The sequence below is a fragment of the Pseudomonas sp. genome (genome assembly GCF_041601375.1).
Taxonomy (GTDB): domain Bacteria; phylum Pseudomonadota; class Gammaproteobacteria; order Pseudomonadales; family Pseudomonadaceae; genus Aquipseudomonas.
Window position 1 is genome coordinate 1 of sequence record NZ_JBFIIG010000093.1, and the last position, 16,466, is coordinate 16,466.

Genomic DNA, 16,466 nt, shown 5'->3' on the forward strand with positions numbered 1-16,466 from the left:
CCGCGCTTGATCTCCAGCGTGCCCTGGCCATCCGGGCTCGGATCGCCAGCGATGACGTTGCGCAGGTCGGCGACCATCGGCAGGGGCAGGTCGCGCTCCCAGTTCACGCCAAAGTAGTGTTTGTCGTCGATGTTGGCGCCGATCACGAAATCGCTCATCAGGGCGACCGAGCGATCGACGATGCACGGCAGTGGCAGGTTCAGCGGGCCGAGGGAGCCGGCACCGGCGCCGATGGCGTCGCGCAGTTCGGCTTCCGAGGCCATTACCAGCGGGCTGGCCACTTGTTCCAGGTTGGCCGCCTTGATCTCGTTGAGCTCGTGGTCGCCGCGAATGATCAGCGCGATCAGGGTGCCGGGCTCGGCGCCATGCACGACCAGGGTCTTGATGGTCTTCTCGATTGCCACGTCGAACTGGCTGACCAGGTCGTTGATGGTCTTGGTGTTCAGGGTCTCGACCAGGCGCAGGGCTTCGCTCGCATCGCCGCGCACGGTTTCGCGCGGAACGGCCTCGGCCTTCTCGATATTGGCGGCATAGTCGGAACTGTCGCTGAAGGCGATATCGTCTTCGCCGGATTCGGCCAGCACGTGGAATTCATGGGAGCCGGTGCCGCCGATCGAACCGGTATCGGCCTGCACCGGGCGGAAATTCAGGCCCAGGCGGGTGAATATCTGGCAGTAGGCCTGGTGCATGCGGTCATAGGTTGCCTGCAGCGACGCCTGATCGACATGGAAGGAGTAGGCATCCTTCATGATGAATTCGCGGCCGCGCATCAGACCGAAACGCGGACGGATCTCGTCACGGAACTTGGTCTGGATCTGGTACAGGTTGAGCGGCAGCTGTTTGTAGCTGCTCAATTCGTTGCGCGCCAGGTCGGTGATCACTTCTTCGTGGGTCGGGCCGACGCAGAACTCGCGGCCGTGGCGATCCTTCAGGCGCAGCAGTTCGGGGCCGTATTGCTCCCAGCGGCCCGACTCCTGCCACAACTCGGCGGGCTGAATCGCCGGCATCAGCACCTCGAGGGCGCCTGCGGCGTTCATTTCCTCGCGGACGATGGCTTCCACCTTGCGCATCACACGCAGCCCCATCGGCAGCCAGGTATACAGGCCCGAGGCTAGTTTGCGGATCATGCCGGCGCGCAGCATCAACTGGTGGCTGATCACCACGGCATCGGAAGGGGTTTCTTTGAGTGTCGAGAGCAGGAACTGACTGGTGCGCATAATTGGCCGTTCTGTCGGTTGCAAGGGCTTTTGATAGGTCGGCATTGTACGGTGCCTGTACTGTTGCGTACAGGATGCAGGCAGGCGACTCAAGAAGGAGGTGAGAGTGACGGTATTGACGGCTGAACAGGTTCAGGCACTGATTCGGGCTGGGTTGCCGCTCGCGGAGGACATCGAGCTGTGCATCGACCGGCTGGATACGCAGGGCGTGCTGGCGCGGGTGCCTTTTCACGCCAAACTGATCCGCCCGGGCGGCACCCTGTCGGGGCCGACCATCATGGCGCTGGCGGATGCGGCCATGTATGCGGTTGTGCTGGGACGATTGGGGCGGGTGGAAATGGCGGTGACGTCAAACCTTAATATTAACTTTCTGGTCAAGCCAAAACCGGTAGACCTGTTGGCCGAAGCGCGGATTCTGCGTTTAAGCAAGCGGCAGGCGGTGTGCGAAGTATCGCTTTATTCATTGGGTAATGAAGAAGAGTTGGTGGCGCACGTGACCGGCACTTACGCATTGCCACTGTGATGAGTATTGGTTAAATAATGATCAGTATATAAGTGGCAGACAAGAAAAAGCCCGGCAGAAGCCGGGCTTTTCATGTCGCTAACGAATTACAGCTGAATCACAACACGCTCAGCGGGTATTCGACGATCAGGCGGAAGTCATTCACGTCATTGTCGTACGAGCTGTTCGCACGATAGATCGCGTTACGCACACGGAAGGACAGATCCTTCGCAGCGCCTTCCTGGATCACGTACTTGGCTTCGATATCCAGTTCGTGTTCCTTGGCGTCGCTGCCTGGGCCAACGTCAATGTTGTCGCCAGTGGTGTAGCGGGTCATGAAGCTCAGGCCCGGAACGCCATAGGTAGCCATGTTCAGGTCGTAACGAGCCTGCCAGGAGGTCTCGTCCTTGCCATTGAAGTCGGAGTACTGAACCGAGTTGTTCAGCCAGATGGTGCCGCCGCCGTCAACACCGTAAACGTAGCCAGCGTCACCGCTGGAGCGCTGATGGCCCAGGGTGAACTTGTGACCATCGATGGAGTAGGCAGCCGCGAGGCTCCAGATTTTGTTGTCGACTTCGCCATCGAGTTCTTGGCCGTCACCGCGAGTGCGGTAGCCGTTGAAGTCGAAGTTCAAGGCCTGATTGTCTGCCAGTGGCAGGTTGTAGTTCAGGTTGACATAGGTCTTCTTGAAGTGGTCTTCGACGTCAGAGGCGTGGATGGCGCCGCTGAAGTTGTCGGTGAAGCTGTAGCTGGCGCCGACGATATTGGCGGACTTCAGGCCGAAGGTGTCGCGATCGCTGCTCCGTTGGCTGCTCAGAGCGGTGAAGCGACCGGCGGTCAGTTCCAGGCCTTCGATTTCGTTGCTGGTCAGCAGGGTGCCAGTGGCAACCTCTGGCAGGATGCGGCTGTCGTCGGTGCTGAAGACCGGGCTGCCAGTCATCTGGTTGCCGTATTTCAGAACGGTGTCGGAAATGCGGAACTTGATAGCGCCGCCCACTTCGGTCTGGGTGTCGTCGCCGCGACCGCTATCGGTCTTGTCGAACTGACCCGAGCCATAACGACCGCGGCCGCTGTCCAGCTTGATGCTGGAGAGGGAGTGGGCGTCAACGCCGACACCTACGGTGCCTTGGGTGAAGCCGGACTCGGCCAGCAGGCGAATACCCAGGCCAGCCTCTTCATAATAGCCGTTGTCGCCGGTACCGGAAGTGTTGGATGCGCCGTTACGGAAGTCACGGTTGTGATACAGGATGCGGTTGAAGATATTGAAAGTGCTGTCTTCCAGAAAGCCCTTGGACTCGGACTGGCTAGAGGCTACGGCCATTTGAGTGCTACCCGCGGCTACTGCCAGGGCGATTACGCTCCACTTCATCACTTGCATCGTGATTGCTCCTTTGGTTTAGAAGAGTTGCGCTGTCCAGCGAGTTGTTATATGGACAGCTCTTTCTTTTTTGTGTCGGCGGTAACTTATAGCATGCGGCCAAAGTTGGCGATAGTTGCAATCTGTTCCTTGCGCCTTGTTCACGCTCATGTCGCAAAAGACGATAAAGCATGTCGCAATTCTGTAGTTTTGCGCGTGTGGTTTGCAGCGCCGACGAATTCTGCGATTCCGCTCCCCAATAACCGGGTTTTGTTGCTGGGTCGCCCGGTGTCCCGAGTGCCTCGGTAGCTAAAGCAAGAGTCGTGCTCAAAATGCATGGCGCTCGTCATATGTCGACTATTTGCTGCTCCGAGCTGCGCCCGGCAAGTCTTGTAAAGGTATTGCCATCAGGTTTCATGGGGGTTACAGCCGCTTCAGGCCAGTTGTACAGGTGATGAAAGGCAGGCTGATCCGTAAGCTCTCTGTGGGCGTTGGTGGGGCGTAGGCGGCATGCGGCTGGGGAGGGTAGGGTTGCGCTGGTAACGTTTGCTGGGGGGGCATTACGGTAGGAAACAAACGGTGCGCATTAATGGTGCGTGCTCCGTTGTCGTGCGCCGCTGCTTGGCGGGCTCGTGCGGCGTCGTTGCCGTGCCGGCTGTGCAGGTGAATCCGCTGCGGTTCCGCGTATCCTGCTGGCCCGTCGCTTGGCATGTCGGGTTTGCGCTTATGACGCTAAGCTGTGTTTATTCAACCGTGTGGCAGGAGGGTGGCCGATGTTTGTTCTGGATCCGCGTTTGCAGCAGGACACTCTGCCGGTGGGCGATTTTTCGCTGTGCCGTTTACTGTTGATGAACGATGCGCACTACCCCTGGTTTATCCTGGTGCCCAGGCGCGAGGAGGTGTGTGAGCTGTTTCAGCTCGATGCCGATGATCAGCAGGCCTTGTGGCAAGAAACCACGATGCTGGCCGAGACGCTCAAGGATGCCTTTGGTGCCGACAAAATGAACATTGCGACCCTGGGCAATGTGGTCGGCCAACTGCATATGCATGTGATCGCGCGGCGTCGTGATGATGCCGCCTGGCCGGCGCCGGTGTGGGGCAGGCTGCCTGCGCAGCCGTATAGCGATGAGCAGGTTCTGGCGATCAAGGACAGGTTGCGCCTGGTGCTGGCCGAAAATTTCTGTTTTATCGAGGGCTGAATGATGAAGGCGGAGCAACGAATCACCGAGCTGGAAAGCCGGTTGGCTTTTCAGGATGACGCTATTCAGGCGCTCAATGACGTGCTGGTGACGCAGCAGCGGGAAGTGGAGCGCTTGCAGTTGCAAGTCGCGGCTTTGGCCAGGCGACAGGAGGAGTTGGGTGGGCAGCTCGACGCGGACGAAGATGAGGCGCCACCGCCACATTATTAGTTTCCAGGTGTCGACAGCCGTCCTATAAACAGAAAAGCCCGCACTCTGCGGGCTTTTCTGGTCTCGGGGGGTTAGCGGCGGGCGGGAGAGGCGGCAATCACGTCTTCCGCTTGCAGGCCCTTGTCGCGTTGCATGACGGAGAACTCGACGCGCTGGCCCTCGACCAATACCCGATGTCCTTCGCCGCGAATTGCGCGAAAGTGCACGAAGATATCGTCACCCGAGTCGCGGGAAATGAAGCCAAAGCCCTTGGATGTATTGAACCACTTGACTGTGCCGGTTTCTCGGTCGGTCATGTTGTGAGTCACGGCACTGTCGCGGACTTTCAGGCGCAGGTTGGTCGCCAGGTGCAGCAGTACTGCGGCGAGCACGGAGAGCAGGCTGAACAGGGTGGCGGGCAGGTCGGCAATCGTTGGTAGGGGGGCCAGTAAAATCAAAGCCTGCAGCAGGGTGCCCAGTATCAGCAGGGCAGAGACCAGGTTTTGCAGTTGGTGACGCAGGCCGGCATGCCAGATAGGCAGTTGGGGGGCCAGGACCAGGTTAAGTAAGCCGAGCAAGGCAAGGCTCAGGGCCTCTGGCTGTTGCAGGAGTGGCGGGGTGTCATTGCCGAGGCTTGGTACAAAGGACAGTAGTAGGGCGGTGAAGCCCGTTAGCAGGTGGACGATTTTCAACATATTCAATGAACTCACTTAATTAAAAGGATCGCCAGGAAGAGCCGATTGCACAGGCATTGCCTTGGGTTTAGGGCGTTGTGGATGCGCGTGTCATCGGCCTATGCGCTGATCCAATGGTTCGGATCAGCGGCACGGGGCGTATTTAACAGCAAAGAGGTGAGCTACTCAAATCAAGCGCTTAGGGCGCTTTCGCGGGGCTCGGGGTGGACCTGGTTGCGACCGCCGTGTTTGGCCTGATAAAGCGCGTCATCGGCACGGGTGAGCAGGCTTTCAAGGGTGTCGCCGGGCTTGGCGAGGGCGAAGCCGAAGGAGGCGCTGATGCTGTCAAGAACCTGGTCGGTGCGGCGTACTTTTATCCGTAGCGACTGGATTTTCTGCCGCAGGTGTTCGGCGAAGGCGTGTGCGCTCTGGGTATCGGGGCACTCGCGAAGAATCACGCAAAACTCTTCGCCGCCGTAACGTGCCGCAGTGGCGTGGGGTGGTAGTGCGTCGCGCAGCAGTTGACCGACATGCTGCAGGACCCGGTCACCCAGCGGATGGCCATACTGGTCGTTGAACTGTTTGAAGTGGTCGATGTCCAGCATCACCAGGGCCACGCCCTGGTGTTGGCCAGTCAGCGCCTGTTCCAGCAGGCGGGTAAAGGCGTGCCGGTTGAATACCTGGGTCAGGCTGTCGAGGGTTGCCGCAACATGGGCGCGTTCCAGTTGGCCGCGCAGGTGTTGAATCTCATTCTGCGCTGCGCGTATGCGGTAGAGGAACTTCTCTTGCTGATCCTGCATCAGTTGGGTGCTTTGTTGCAGGTCGTTCAGTACGCTGGGCAGGTCATCGACGATCGGTTCTTTCAGTGCGGTGAGCCCCTGCTCCAGGCTGGCTTGATAGTTGTGGCTGCCGGTCACGCTGAGCGAAACGTCGTCTTCGATGCCGTCGACCAGTTCGATGACTTGTCGCTGGCCTGCGCGGGCGTCTTCGAGTTCGTGGCGAATGACGTAGTCGCGGAACAGTTTGACTGCCGCTTCTGCGGGGAAACTGTCGAAGTCTGAGACGATCTTGTCCAGGCGGCGATTGAGTTCCGGTTCCTGGCCTTGGCTGTAGGTATACCAGAGCGCGTAGTGCAGCGGATTAGGCGGTATGCCATGACGCATCATCAGAGGCACGGCCTGCTTCAGCAGGGTGGCTGACTCGCGCGTATCTTCCGGGAAGCGCTCAAGAATGCTGGGGGTTTTGTTTGGCTTGCTCATGCACGTCACTGTGGCAAGTTGCGGTTGGCTGAAGGATAGAACAAGCACTGGTCTTACGCCTAGGCGCATTTCGGCCTGGGTGATCCTGGCGCAGGTTCCAGGCAAAGACCGCGAGTGGTCTTCGCCTGCTGGTCGATTCCGTAGGTGATGAGCGGGTCATGGGCTCGGTGACCTGTCAGGCGTCGAGCAGGCTGCGCAGCATCCAGGCTGTTTTTTCATGCACTTGCATGCGCTGGGTCAGCACGTCTGCGGTGGGTTCGTCGCTGACCTTGTCGAGCAAGGGGAAGATTCCGCGAGCGGTGCGGATCACGGCCTCCTGGCCCTGAACCAGTTGTTTGATCATGTCGGCAGCGCTCGGTACGCCTTCTTCTTCCTTGATCGAAGACAGGCGGGCATAGGCGGCGTAGGTGCCGGGTGCCGGGAAACCCAGGGCGCGGATCCGCTCGGCGATCTGGTCGACCGCCAGTGCCAGCTCGGTGTATTGCCCTTCGAACATCAGGTGAAGGGTGTTGAACATCGGGCCGGTGACGTTCCAATGGAAATTGTGGGTTTTCAGGTACAGGGTGTAAGTGTCGGCGAGCAGACGGGACAGGCCTTCGGCGATGGCGGCGCGATCCTGCTCAGCGATTCCGATGTTGATTTCCAAGGCGATTCTCCTTTCAGGTGGCTCGGAGCTTGTCTGGCTCCGCAATGCGCAGAGCCTAGCATGGGCGCTGCAGCCTGATCTTGGCTTATGTCAATAAGCGCCATTGTTCGAGGCTATGGGTTTCGGCTCTTATGCACTGGCAGGAGCGCTGTAGCGAGGGGCTCCCGGTGAGCCTGGGGCGGTGCGGAGGCCCGGCGCACTGGTCAGCGGTGCGCGAGGGTCGGGTGTTGCTGGAGGGTGCGGTTGAATACGTCGACCCAGTGCGGGCTGAACTGGCGACCTGCCAGGCCGTTGATTTCCAGGATGGCGCGCAGCAATGGACGCTTGCTCAGGGTTTGGTGGGCACGCTCATGGGTGCGTGCATCGAAGGTGTCGACAATATTGAGAATCAGGGCGCCGGGGCGAATGTCGCGCTCCTGCAGGGCTTGCGGGTAGCCGCTGCCGTCGGCATGCTCCTGGTGTTGCAGGGCGATGTCGGCGGCTGCCTCCCAATCAGGCAGGCGTTTCAGTAGGTCATAGGCCAGGCGTGGGTGTGATTGCATCTGCTGGCGTTCTTCATGGCTGAGATTGGCGTCCTTGTGCAACGTATCCAGGGGCAGAAAGGCCATGCCCAGGTCATGCAGGCATACGGCAGCTGCCAGTTGCGCGGGGTGTTCCGGTGTGCCGCCGATTTGGTTGATGGCCAGGGCCAGGTCCAGTTGACGCAAGCCCCGGCCCTGCCAGTAGTGCGAGCGCCGCTCGCTGGCGTGCATCAGTTCGATGAAGAACAGCAGGTCTTCGCTCGGCGCAATGCCGTGTTGCTCGAGCAGTTCGACGGCCAGTGAGTCGCTGGGCGTTGTGGGCGCGGGTAGCTGGCTGTTGGGGTCGAGCTGCTGCAGGAGCGAGCGCCGGCCCTCCGTCTGTCGGGCCGCGGGAAGCGTCGCCAGTGTGCGCAAGGCTTGACTGAGTGTCTCGAACTGCTGGGGGGCGAGGCGGGCGGTGGAGCCACCCAGGCCTTGCGCTATCAATTCTTTGAGGTGATCCAGGGTAAGCAACAGAATGTCGCCTAGCAGGCTGTCAAAGGTCAGGCGTGCCTCGCGCAAGCAAGCCAGAACGTCTTCCATGGCCTGTGGCAGGGGCATTAACGTGTTCAGGCCGATATAACCCAGGTTGCCCTTGAGGGTATGAACCTGGCGAAACAGGTCGTGCAGTTTTTCTCTATCCTCGGGGCAGTGCTCCAGCTCGATAAGCAGTTGTTCGCTGCGCTGAAACTGCTCTGCGGTTTCCTGGCGAAAATCTTCCAGTACATCATTGGGCAGGTCGGCGGGGCTGGATGTACTCATGAGTGATCTCCGTGAGGCTGGAGCTGAGAGCTTGTGAAAAAACTCCCGCCTACTGCGAACGCCCCCAGGCGCCCGCTGCTGGCGTTGCGTTACGCGAAAAACAAGGTCATTTAGCTCGCTAAACTCCCCCGTTTTTCGCGTAACGCGCCTTGCCGCGAACACCAGGAGGCGCTCTCGCGACGGCGCTCGTTATTTTCACAAGCTCTGAGTATAGGCGGCCGGAAAAAAGTGCCAGGAGCCTGTCGGGCTTTTCCGCGGCAGGACAGTCGCTGGTCCGACAGGCTCCAGGGTGGGGCGGCTGCAAGTGGCGGCTTAACCATATATAATCCTGCGCTTTGCCGCGAAACGCGGGTTGATGGCGGTCTGGCGCAAACGCGCCGTTGGTCGATTGCTGGCCCCGCCGACTGTTGCAATTGCACAACATACCGCGTGAACCTGCCGGCTGGCATGGCCCCGGACAAGCACCTCACTCCACGCGGCCCAACGAATTCAAGACTCAAGAGAAGCGATTACCACCATGATGCGCAGCCATTATTGCGGCCAACTGAACGAGAGCCTGGACGGCCAGGAAGTCACCCTTTGCGGTTGGGTCCATCGCCGCCGTGACCATGGCGGAGTGATCTTCCTCGATATCCGTGACCGGGAGGGTCTGGCCCAGGTGGTGTTCGACCCCGATCGCGCCGAGACCTTTGCCGTCGCCGACAGGGTGCGTAGCGAATATGTGGTGAAAATTACCGGCAAGGTGCGCCTGCGTCCGGACGGTGCACGCAATGCCAACATGGCCAGCGGCGCCATCGAGGTGTTGGGCTATGAGCTGGAAGTGCTCAACGAGGCGGAAACCCCACCGTTCCCGCTCAACGAGTACACCGATGTCGGTGAGGAAACCCGCCTGCGTTACCGCTTCATCGACCTGCGTCGCCCGGAAATGGCGGCCAAGCTGAAGCTGCGTTCGAGCATCACCACCAGCATCCGTCGCTACCTGGACGACAACGGTTTCCTCGACGTGGAAACGCCGATCCTCACCCGCGCCACCCCGGAAGGCGCACGTGACTACCTGGTGCCGAGCCGCACTCATGCGGGCAGCTTCTTCGCCCTGCCGCAGTCGCCGCAGCTGTTCAAGCAGCTGTTGATGGTCGCCGGCTTCGACCGCTACTACCAGATCGCCAAGTGCTTCCGCGACGAGGACCTGCGTGCCGACCGCCAGCCGGAGTTCACCCAGATCGACATCGAGACCAGTTTCCTCGATGAAGCCGACATCATGGGCATCACCGAGAAGATGATCCGCCAGCTGTTCCGCGAAGTGCTGGATGTCGAGTTCGCCGACTTCCCGCACATGAGCTTCGCCGAGGCCATGCGTCGCTATGGCTCGGACAAGCCGGATCTGCGCATCCCGCTGGAACTGGTGGATGTCGCCGATCAGCTCACGGACGTCGATTTCAAGGTGTTCAGCGGCCCGGCCAACGACCCCAAATCCCGCGTTGCCGCGTTGCGCGTGCCGGGCGGGGCGAGCATGCCGCGCAAGCAGATCGACGATTACACCAAGTTCGTCGGCATCTACGGCGCCCGCGGGTTGGCCTATATCAAGGTCAACCAGCGTGCCAATGGTGTCGAAGGCCTGCAGTCGCCGATCGTCAAGAACATCCCGCTGGACAACCTCAACGTGATCCTCGATCGGGTCGGTGCGGTCGATGGCGACATCGTGTTCTTCGGCGCCGACAAGGCCAAGATCGTCAGCGAAGCCCTGGGCGCGCTGCGCATCAAACTGGGCCACGATCTCGATCTGCTGACCTGTGCATGGGCGCCGCTGTGGGTGGTCGACTTCCCGATGTTCGAGGAGAGTGACGACGGCAGCCTGACCTCGTTGCACCACCCCTTCACCTCGCCGAGCTGCACCGCTGCCGAGCTGCAAGCCAATCCGGCGGTCGCCTTGTCGCGTGCCTATGACATGGTGCTCAACGGCACCGAATTGGGCGGCGGTTCGATCCGTATTCACGACAAGGGCATGCAGCAGGCGGTGTTCCGCGTGCTCGGCATCAGCGAGGAGGAGCAGCAGGAGAAGTTCGGCTTCCTCCTCGACGCGCTGAAGTACGGCGCGCCACCACACGGTGGCCTGGCCTTCGGTCTGGATCGTCTGGTGATGCTGATGACCGGCGCGCAGTCGATCCGCGAAGTGATCGCCTTCCCGAAAACCCAGAGCGCCGCCTGCGTCATGACCCAGGCACCGGGTGTGGTGGACAACAAGGCGTTGCGCGAATTGCACATTCGCCTGCGCGAGCAGCCCAAGGCCGAATAAGGGCATGGAAAGAAATAACTGCCACGTATTGCGCCGGATTTTCGTTTGCCTTCAAGGCAGGGCAAGGCGCGCATAGTCGTTCTATGTAAGCTTTGCCGTAACGCCGAAGGCGGACGAAAAGACCAGCAAGACGTCGTAGTTATTTATTGACAGGGCCTAAGCCTTGCCGGCGACAAGGAGCCTGGGTTTACCAGGCTTCTTCGTTATGGGTGTTACACAACCTGAGTTGAATTGCAGACGGAGTGAGTTATGGCTGGTCATTCCAAATGGGCCAACATCAAGCACCGCAAAGGACGTCAAGACGCCAAGCGCGGCAAGATTTTCACCAAGCTGATTCGTGAACTGACCGTCGCCGCCAAGGGCGGTGGTCTGCCGGCGGACAATCCGCGTCTGCGCCTGGCCGTGGACAAGGCGCTGACCGCCAACATGACCCGCGACACCATCGACCGGGCGATCGCCCGCGGGGTCGGCTCGGACGAAGCCGACAACATGGTCGAGCTGAGCTACGAAGGTTATGCGCCCAGTGGCGTGGCGATCTTCGTCGAAGCCATGACCGATAACCGCAATCGCACGGCCGCCGAAGTGCGCCACGCCTTTACCAAGTGCGGCGGCAACCTGGGCACCGATGGCTCGGTGGCCTATATGTTCGAGCGCAAGGGGCAGATCAGCTACGCCCCGGGGGTCGATGAAGACGCCTTGATGGAGGCGGCGCTGGAAGCCGGGGCCGACGATGTGGTCAGCGGCGAGGACGGTTCGGTCGAGGTCTATACCGCGTTCGCCGACTTCCACGCGGTAAACGAGGCGCTGAGCAATGCCGGCTTCAGGGGTGACGAGGCCGAGGTGGCGATGATCCCGTCGCTCAGTGCGCCGGTCACGGACCTGGAAACCGCACAGAAAGTGATCAAGCTGATCGACATGCTGGAAGACCTCGACGACGTGCAGAACGTCTACCACAACGCCGAGATCCCCGACGAGATCATGGAGCAGTTGGGTTGATTGGTTGTTGAGTGCCACGGACCGGAAGTTACTGGGCGCTGTTGCCCGTGTGCTTCCGGTTTTTTTATGGCTCTGTACAGGTTATGCGTTGCAGGCGCGCTCTGGCTTCTGTAGGAGCGGATTTATCCGCGAATTTCGCGGCTGAAGCCGCTCCTACAATTAGACGCTTGCGACGCAACAGGTAACTGCGACATAGCCTTTTTTATGGCTGCCATGTGGGTGACGGCAGCGAAGGCTGGCCCTATACTCGCGAACTGGATAGATAAACAGTATGGTTGCCGGCTTTGATCGGCAACTCGGGCGGATGGTAGGGCATGACGTTGATCCTCGGTATCGACCCCGGTTCGCGTATCACCGGTTATGGTGTGGTGCGTGATAGCGGGCGCAGTTGCGAATATGTCGCCTCGGGCTGCATTCGTACCGGTAGCGGCTCGATGCCGGAGCGTTTGCAGATGGTTTTTCGCGGCGTACGCGAGGTGATCGAGACCTACGGGCCGGTGACCATGGGCATCGAGCAGGTCTTCATGGCGCGCAACCCGGATTCGGCCCTCAAACTCGGTCAGGCCCGCGGCGTGGCTATAGTGGCGGGGATCGAGGCGGGGCTGGATATCGCCGAGTACACCGCGACCCAGGTCAAGCAGGCGATTGCCGGCAGCGGCGGCGCCGATAAGGAGCAGGTGCAGATGATGGTCATGCATTTGCTCAAGCTGGTGCAGAAGCCGCAGATCGATGCCTCGGATGCCCTGGCGATTGCGCTGTGCCATGCCCATCACCGGCAAAGCCTGATTCCACACGGCCTGGTCGCCGCCAAGCGGCGCGGCGGTCGCCTTCGTTTATAGCGTTATTCAAGGAAAGCAGCGGTGATTGGACGTTTGTGCGGCACCCTGGCGGAGAAGCAGCCGCCGCATTTGATTCTGGATGTGAACGGTCTGGGCTATGAGCTGGAAGTGCCCATGACAACCTTGTACCGTTTGCCGGCAGTCGGCGAGCCTCTGACCCTGCACACGCACCTGGTGGTGCGCGAAGATGCGCACCTGCTCTATGGCTTCTTCGAGAAGCGTGAGCGCCAGCTGTTTCGCGAGCTGATCCGGCTCAATGGCGTTGGCCCGAAACTGGCGCTGGCCCTGATGTCCGGGCTGGAGGTCGATGAGCTGGTGCGTTGCGTGCAGGCGCAAGACTCCTCGGTGCTGGTGAAAATCCCCGGGGTCGGCAAGAAAACCGCCGAACGCCTGCTGGTTGAATTGAAAGATCGCTTCAAGGCCTGGGAGGCCGTGCCGGGCATGGCGACTCTGGTCGTTGAACCTCGCGGCGTCGGCGCAGTCCCACATGCAGAGAATGATGCAGTCAGTGCGCTTATTTCCCTCGGTTACAAGCCACAAGAAGCCAGTCGCGCCGTCTCCGCGATCAAGCAAGATGGGTTGAGCAGTGAAGACATGATCCGTCGTGCCCTGAAGGGAATGGTGTAACTCCAGATGTTAGAAGCAGATCGCCTGATTACCGCCACCAGCCGCGACCGCGACGAGCAGGTGGATCGTGCCATTCGGCCGCTGAAGCTGGCCGAATACATCGGCCAGCCAAGCGTGCGCGAGCAGATGGAGCTGTTTATCCAGGCCGCCAGGGGGCGCAGTGAAGCCCTCGATCACACCCTGATCTTCGGTCCGCCGGGGCTGGGCAAGACCACCCTGGCCAATATCATCGCCCAGGAAATGGGCGTGTCGATCAAGAGCACCTCCGGGCCGGTGCTGGAGCGGCCGGGCGATCTGGCTGCGCTGCTGACCAATCTTGAACCGGGCGATGTATTGTTCATCGATGAAATCCATCGTCTGTCGCCGATCGTCGAGGAAGTGCTGTACCCGGCGATGGAAGACTTTCAGCTGGATATCATGATCGGCGAAGGCCCGGCTGCGCGTTCGATCAAGCTCGACTTGCCGGCCTTCACCCTGGTGGGCGCCACCACCCGCGCCGGCATGCTGACCAACCCGTTGCGCGACCGTTTCGGTATCGTTCAGCGTCTGGAGTTCTACAACACCGAGGACCTGACCACCATCGTTACTCGTTCGGCGGGCATTCTCGGTTTGCCGATCGAGGCCCAGGGCGCCTTCGAGATCGCTCGGCGCGCCCGCGGTACGCCGCGCATCGCCAATCGCCTGCTGCGCCGGGTGCGGGATTTCGCCCAAGTGCGTGGCCAGGGCGACATCACCCGGCAGATTGCCGACTCGGCACTCAACCTGCTGGATGTCGACGAGCGTGGTTTCGATCACCAGGATCGCCGGCTGCTGCTGACCATGATCGAGAAGTTCGATGGCGGCCCCGTGGGGGTCGACAGCCTGGCCGCGGCGATCAGCGAAGAGCGCCACACCATCGAAGATGTACTGGAGCCCTACCTGATTCAGCAGGGCTACATCATGCGTACCCCGCGCGGGCGCGTGGTCACCCGGCATGCCTACCTGCATTTCGGCCTGAACATGCCGAAACGTATGGGGGATCTGCCGTCCGTCGACTTGTTTGCTGCCGATGGCGAGTAACAGGCCGTTGAAAAATGTAGGCGAGGCAGGCAAGACAAGGACTAGGCGTCCCCGCAAAAAAACGGCCGAGGAAGCGGAATTTACTGGCTGTAAATGAGCATTACTCGCTTCGCTCGCCCTACGGGCCGCGCTGAAGCGCGTTAGCCGCAAGCGGCTTGCTGAGGCCGTTTTTAACGCCCCTCTCATCAAGAGGGCCAGCGCAGGTAGTTTTTCAACGGCCTGCCAAGCAAAAATACTTGCGACCAGAGATTGGCAAGTTGAGGAGCTAGCACTAGAGTATGCACGCACAAAACGGAGTTCAGCCTTTCGCCCATCGTTGTCGGGTTTATTTCGAAGACACCGATGCAGGCGGCATCGTCTACTACGTCAATTACCTCAAATTCATGGAACGGGCTCGCACCGAGCGGCTGCGCGACCTGGGCTTTGCCCAGTCGACGCTGGCGGGTGAGGGCCTGTTGTTCGTCGTGCATTCCAGTGAGGCGCGCTATCACGCGCCGGCGCGCCTGGATGATGAGCTGCTGGTAAGTGCGCAAGTGATGGAATTAAACCGTGCCAGCCTGCGTTTTCGTCAGCAGGTCAGGCGGGCCACGGATGATGCGCTGCTCTGTGAGGGGCAGTTCCTGGTGGCCTGTGTGCGCGCCGACAATTTGAAACCCCGGGCTCTTCCCGAAGCTTTGCGTGCGGCCTTTGCCGGCCTGAGCGACACGGGCACGGCCAAAGCAGGAGAGTAAGCGTGGAAGCCAACACCGTTGACCATATGTCGATGTGGAGTTTGATCAGCAATGCCAGCCTGGTAGTACAGTTGGTGATGTTGACGCTGGTGGCCGCCTCGGTCACCTCGTGGGTCATGATTTTCCAGCGCAGCACCTTGCTGCGCGCCGCCAAGCGTGCCCTGGACAACTTCGAGGAGCGTTTCTGGTCCGGTATCGATTTGTCCAAGCTGTATCGTCAGGCCGGCAGCAACCCGGACCCGGACTCGGGGCTGGAGCAGATCTTTCGCGCCGGCTTCAAGGAGTTCTCCCGTCTGCGTCAGCAGCAGGGCGTCGACCCCGATGCGGTAATGGACGGTGTGGCGCGCGGCATGCGCGTGGCCATTTCGCGCGAAGAAGAGAAGCTCGAACAGAGCCTGCCGTTTCTCGCCACCGTCGGTTCCACCAGTCCCTATATCGGCCTGTTCGGTACCGTCTGGGGGATCATGAACTCCTTCCGCGGCTTGGCCCAGGTGCAACAAGCGACCCTGGCCACTGTGGCGCCGGGTATCGCCGAGGCGCTGATTGCCACTGCTATCGGTCTGTTCGCCGCGATTCCCGCGGTAATCGCCTACAACCGGTTCTCCTCGCGCGGCGAGATGCTGATCGGTCGCTACTACACCTTTGCCGACGAGTTCCAGGCGATTCTGCACCGTAAGGTGCATACCCGCGACGACTAAGCCTTAGGCTCTCTCAAGATAGGTTTCAAAGCCATGGCCAGAATTCGCAACAGACGCAAGCCGGTCTCCGAGATGAACGTGGTGCCTTACATCGACGTGATGTTGGTGCTGCTGGTGATCTTCATGGTGACCGCGCCAATGCTCAATCAAGGTGTCAAGGTCGATCTGCCGCAGGTCAGCAGCGAGGTCCTGCCGCAGGATAACAACGCCCAGGTGCTGACCATTTCGATCAAGGCCGACAAATCCTACTTCTGGAATATGGGCTCGGAAGTCGATGTCGATACCGTGCAGGATCAAGCCATGACCCTGGAGGAAATGACCCGCGCGGTGACTGCGATCCTCAGCCAGAGTCGCAGTCAGGGTAAGCAGGTGCAGGTGTTCGTGCGCGGCGACAAGGCGGTCGATTATGGCACCGTGATGCTGGCCATGAGCGGCCTGCAGCAGGCCGACGTGGGTAACGTCGGGCTGATTACCGAGGCCCCCTGATGCGCGAGCAACGCGAGCGATCACCTTCGGAAAGCCTGTTCTGGCCCGTGCTCTGGGCTGTGGCGCTGCATGCCCTGATGTTCGCCATGCTGTTCGTCAGTTTTGCCTTCGCCCCGGACCTGCCGCCGGCCCGGCCAATCGTTCAGGCGACTCTGTATCAACTGAAGTCGCAGAGCCAGGCGACCACCCAGACCAACCAGAAAATTGCCGGTGAGACCAAGAAAACCACCGCGCCAATTTATGAGACTGAACAGCTCGAACAGAAGAAAGCCGACAAGGAAAAACAGGCTGTTGCGGCAAAGGCTGCGGAACAAAAGAAGGCCGAGGAGGCTCGAAAGGCCGATGCAGCGAAGAAAGCCGATGCAGCGAAGA

General features: G+C 60.4%; 18 protein-coding genes. 12 read left to right on the forward strand and 6 right to left on the reverse strand.

Annotated features, from left to right (window positions below; genetic code table 11):
* The coding region (locus ABZE94_RS13175) for a proline--tRNA ligase (RefSeq protein ID WP_372875966.1) at positions 1 to 1,217 on the reverse strand (1,217 nt) is incomplete at its 3' end.
* Positions 1,218 to 1,332: 115 nt separating this feature from the next.
* Between ABZE94_RS13175 and ABZE94_RS13180 the strand changes: the two genes are divergently transcribed.
* Positions 1,333 to 1,740: a PaaI family thioesterase gene (locus ABZE94_RS13180; protein WP_372875980.1), complete on the forward strand. Its 408-nt coding sequence runs from the start codon at positions 1,333 to 1,335 to the stop codon at positions 1,738 to 1,740.
* A gap of 97 nt (positions 1,741 to 1,837) precedes the next feature.
* Here ABZE94_RS13180 and ABZE94_RS13185 read toward each other — a convergent pair whose 3' ends face one another.
* Positions 1,838 to 3,097, reverse strand: coding sequence for an OprD family porin (locus ABZE94_RS13185; RefSeq protein ID WP_372875967.1), 1,260 nt, complete (start codon positions 3,095 to 3,097; stop codon positions 1,838 to 1,840).
* 752 nt (positions 3,098 to 3,849) lie between these two features.
* On the opposite strand from ABZE94_RS13185, the gene ABZE94_RS13190 reads away from it, so the two are divergent.
* Both ABZE94_RS13190 and ABZE94_RS13195 read left to right on the forward strand, forming a co-directional pair.
* Positions 3,850 to 4,275 (forward strand): HIT family protein, encoded by a 426-nt coding sequence (locus ABZE94_RS13190; protein WP_372875968.1) that lies wholly within the window; start codon positions 3,850 to 3,852, stop codon positions 4,273 to 4,275.
* A gap of 3 nt (positions 4,276 to 4,278) precedes the next feature.
* A complete protein-coding gene (locus ABZE94_RS13195) occupies positions 4,279 to 4,485 on the forward strand; it encodes a SlyX family protein (protein ID WP_372875981.1) in 207 nt (68 codons plus the stop codon).
* A 71-nt stretch (positions 4,486 to 4,556) separates the two neighbouring features.
* Here ABZE94_RS13195 and ABZE94_RS13200 read toward each other — a convergent pair whose 3' ends face one another.
* From ABZE94_RS13200 to ABZE94_RS13215, 4 genes are all read right to left on the reverse strand, one after another.
* On the reverse strand, positions 4,557 to 5,159 hold the full coding sequence (locus tag ABZE94_RS13200) for a cold shock domain-containing protein membrane protein (protein ID WP_372875982.1): 603 nt from the start codon (positions 5,157 to 5,159) through the stop codon (positions 4,557 to 4,559).
* 170 nt (positions 5,160 to 5,329) lie between these two features.
* A complete protein-coding gene (locus ABZE94_RS13205; RefSeq protein ID WP_372875969.1) occupies positions 5,330 to 6,397 on the reverse strand; it encodes a GGDEF domain-containing protein in 1,068 nt (355 codons plus the stop codon).
* A gap of 175 nt (positions 6,398 to 6,572) precedes the next feature.
* Positions 6,573 to 7,043, reverse strand: a complete 471-nt coding sequence (locus ABZE94_RS13210; RefSeq protein ID WP_238041811.1) for a Dps family protein — start codon at positions 7,041 to 7,043, stop codon at positions 6,573 to 6,575.
* 203 nt (positions 7,044 to 7,246) lie between these two features.
* Positions 7,247 to 8,365 (reverse strand): HD domain-containing phosphohydrolase, encoded by a 1,119-nt coding sequence (locus ABZE94_RS13215; protein ID WP_372875970.1) that lies wholly within the window; start codon positions 8,363 to 8,365, stop codon positions 7,247 to 7,249.
* A gap of 517 nt (positions 8,366 to 8,882) precedes the next feature.
* Between ABZE94_RS13215 and aspS the strand changes: the two genes are divergently transcribed.
* The 9 genes from aspS to ABZE94_RS13260 form a co-directional block, all read left to right on the forward strand.
* A complete protein-coding gene (gene aspS, locus ABZE94_RS13220) occupies positions 8,883 to 10,658 on the forward strand; it encodes an aspartate--tRNA ligase (protein ID WP_372875971.1) in 1,776 nt (591 codons plus the stop codon).
* Between the two features lie 249 nt (positions 10,659 to 10,907).
* Positions 10,908 to 11,654 carry a YebC/PmpR family DNA-binding transcriptional regulator gene (locus ABZE94_RS13225; protein ID WP_372875972.1) on the forward strand — a complete coding sequence of 249 codons (747 nt, stop codon included), beginning with the start codon at positions 10,908 to 10,910 and terminating at the stop codon, positions 11,652 to 11,654.
* Positions 11,655 to 11,968: 314 nt separating this feature from the next.
* Complete coding sequence (ruvC, locus tag ABZE94_RS13230; RefSeq protein WP_372875973.1) at positions 11,969 to 12,493, forward strand: crossover junction endodeoxyribonuclease RuvC; 525 nt, start codon at positions 11,969 to 11,971, stop codon at positions 12,491 to 12,493.
* A gap of 21 nt (positions 12,494 to 12,514) precedes the next feature.
* Positions 12,515 to 13,120, forward strand: coding sequence for a Holliday junction branch migration protein RuvA (gene ruvA / locus ABZE94_RS13235; protein ID WP_372875974.1), 606 nt, complete (start codon positions 12,515 to 12,517; stop codon positions 13,118 to 13,120).
* A gap of 6 nt (positions 13,121 to 13,126) precedes the next feature.
* The gene (ruvB, locus tag ABZE94_RS13240) at positions 13,127 to 14,179 is read left to right on the forward strand and encodes a Holliday junction branch migration DNA helicase RuvB (RefSeq protein ID WP_372875975.1); all 1,053 of its coding nucleotides are present in this window, start codon (positions 13,127 to 13,129) and stop codon (positions 14,177 to 14,179) included.
* Between the two features lie 278 nt (positions 14,180 to 14,457).
* Complete coding sequence (gene ybgC, locus ABZE94_RS13245) at positions 14,458 to 14,910, forward strand: tol-pal system-associated acyl-CoA thioesterase (RefSeq protein WP_372875976.1); 453 nt, start codon at positions 14,458 to 14,460, stop codon at positions 14,908 to 14,910.
* Between the two features lie 2 nt (positions 14,911 to 14,912).
* Entirely contained in the window at positions 14,913 to 15,608 is a 696-nt protein-coding gene (gene tolQ / locus ABZE94_RS13250) for a protein TolQ (protein ID WP_372875977.1), read from the forward strand.
* Positions 15,609 to 15,641: 33 nt separating this feature from the next.
* Entirely contained in the window at positions 15,642 to 16,094 is a 453-nt protein-coding gene (tolR, locus tag ABZE94_RS13255; protein ID WP_372875978.1) for a protein TolR, read from the forward strand.
* A partial coding sequence (locus ABZE94_RS13260) for a cell envelope integrity protein TolA (RefSeq protein WP_372875979.1) occupies positions 16,094 to 16,466 on the forward strand: 373 nt, incomplete at its 3' end. The genes tolR and ABZE94_RS13260, both read left to right, overlap by 1 nt.

What these genes read in the sequence shown, in the direction of transcription:
- ruvC (WP_372875973.1), top strand. Translation starts at nt 11,969, where the DNA reads ATGACGTTGATCCTCGGTATCGACCCCGGTTCGCGTATCACCGGTTAT.
- ybgC (WP_372875976.1), top strand. Translation starts at nt 14,458, where the DNA reads ATGCACGCACAAAACGGAGTTCAGCCTTTCGCCCATCGTTGTCGGGTT.
- ABZE94_RS13215 (WP_372875970.1), bottom strand. Translation starts at nt 8,365, where the DNA reads ATGAGTACATCCAGCCCCGCCGACCTGCCCAATGATGTACTGGAAGAT.
- ABZE94_RS13190 (WP_372875968.1), top strand. Translation starts at nt 3,850, where the DNA reads ATGTTTGTTCTGGATCCGCGTTTGCAGCAGGACACTCTGCCGGTGGGC.
- ABZE94_RS13195 (WP_372875981.1), top strand. Translation starts at nt 4,279, where the DNA reads ATGAAGGCGGAGCAACGAATCACCGAGCTGGAAAGCCGGTTGGCTTTT.
- ABZE94_RS13225 (WP_372875972.1), top strand. Translation starts at nt 10,908, where the DNA reads ATGGCTGGTCATTCCAAATGGGCCAACATCAAGCACCGCAAAGGACGT.
- ABZE94_RS13200 (WP_372875982.1), bottom strand. Translation starts at nt 5,159, where the DNA reads ATGTTGAAAATCGTCCACCTGCTAACGGGCTTCACCGCCCTACTACTG.
- aspS (WP_372875971.1), top strand. Translation starts at nt 8,883, where the DNA reads ATGATGCGCAGCCATTATTGCGGCCAACTGAACGAGAGCCTGGACGGC.
- ruvB (WP_372875975.1), top strand. Translation starts at nt 13,127, where the DNA reads ATGTTAGAAGCAGATCGCCTGATTACCGCCACCAGCCGCGACCGCGAC.
- tolR (WP_372875978.1), top strand. Translation starts at nt 15,642, where the DNA reads ATGGCCAGAATTCGCAACAGACGCAAGCCGGTCTCCGAGATGAACGTG.
- ABZE94_RS13185 (WP_372875967.1), bottom strand. Translation starts at nt 3,097, where the DNA reads ATGCAAGTGATGAAGTGGAGCGTAATCGCCCTGGCAGTAGCCGCGGGT.
- ABZE94_RS13205 (WP_372875969.1), bottom strand. Translation starts at nt 6,397, where the DNA reads ATGAGCAAGCCAAACAAAACCCCCAGCATTCTTGAGCGCTTCCCGGAA.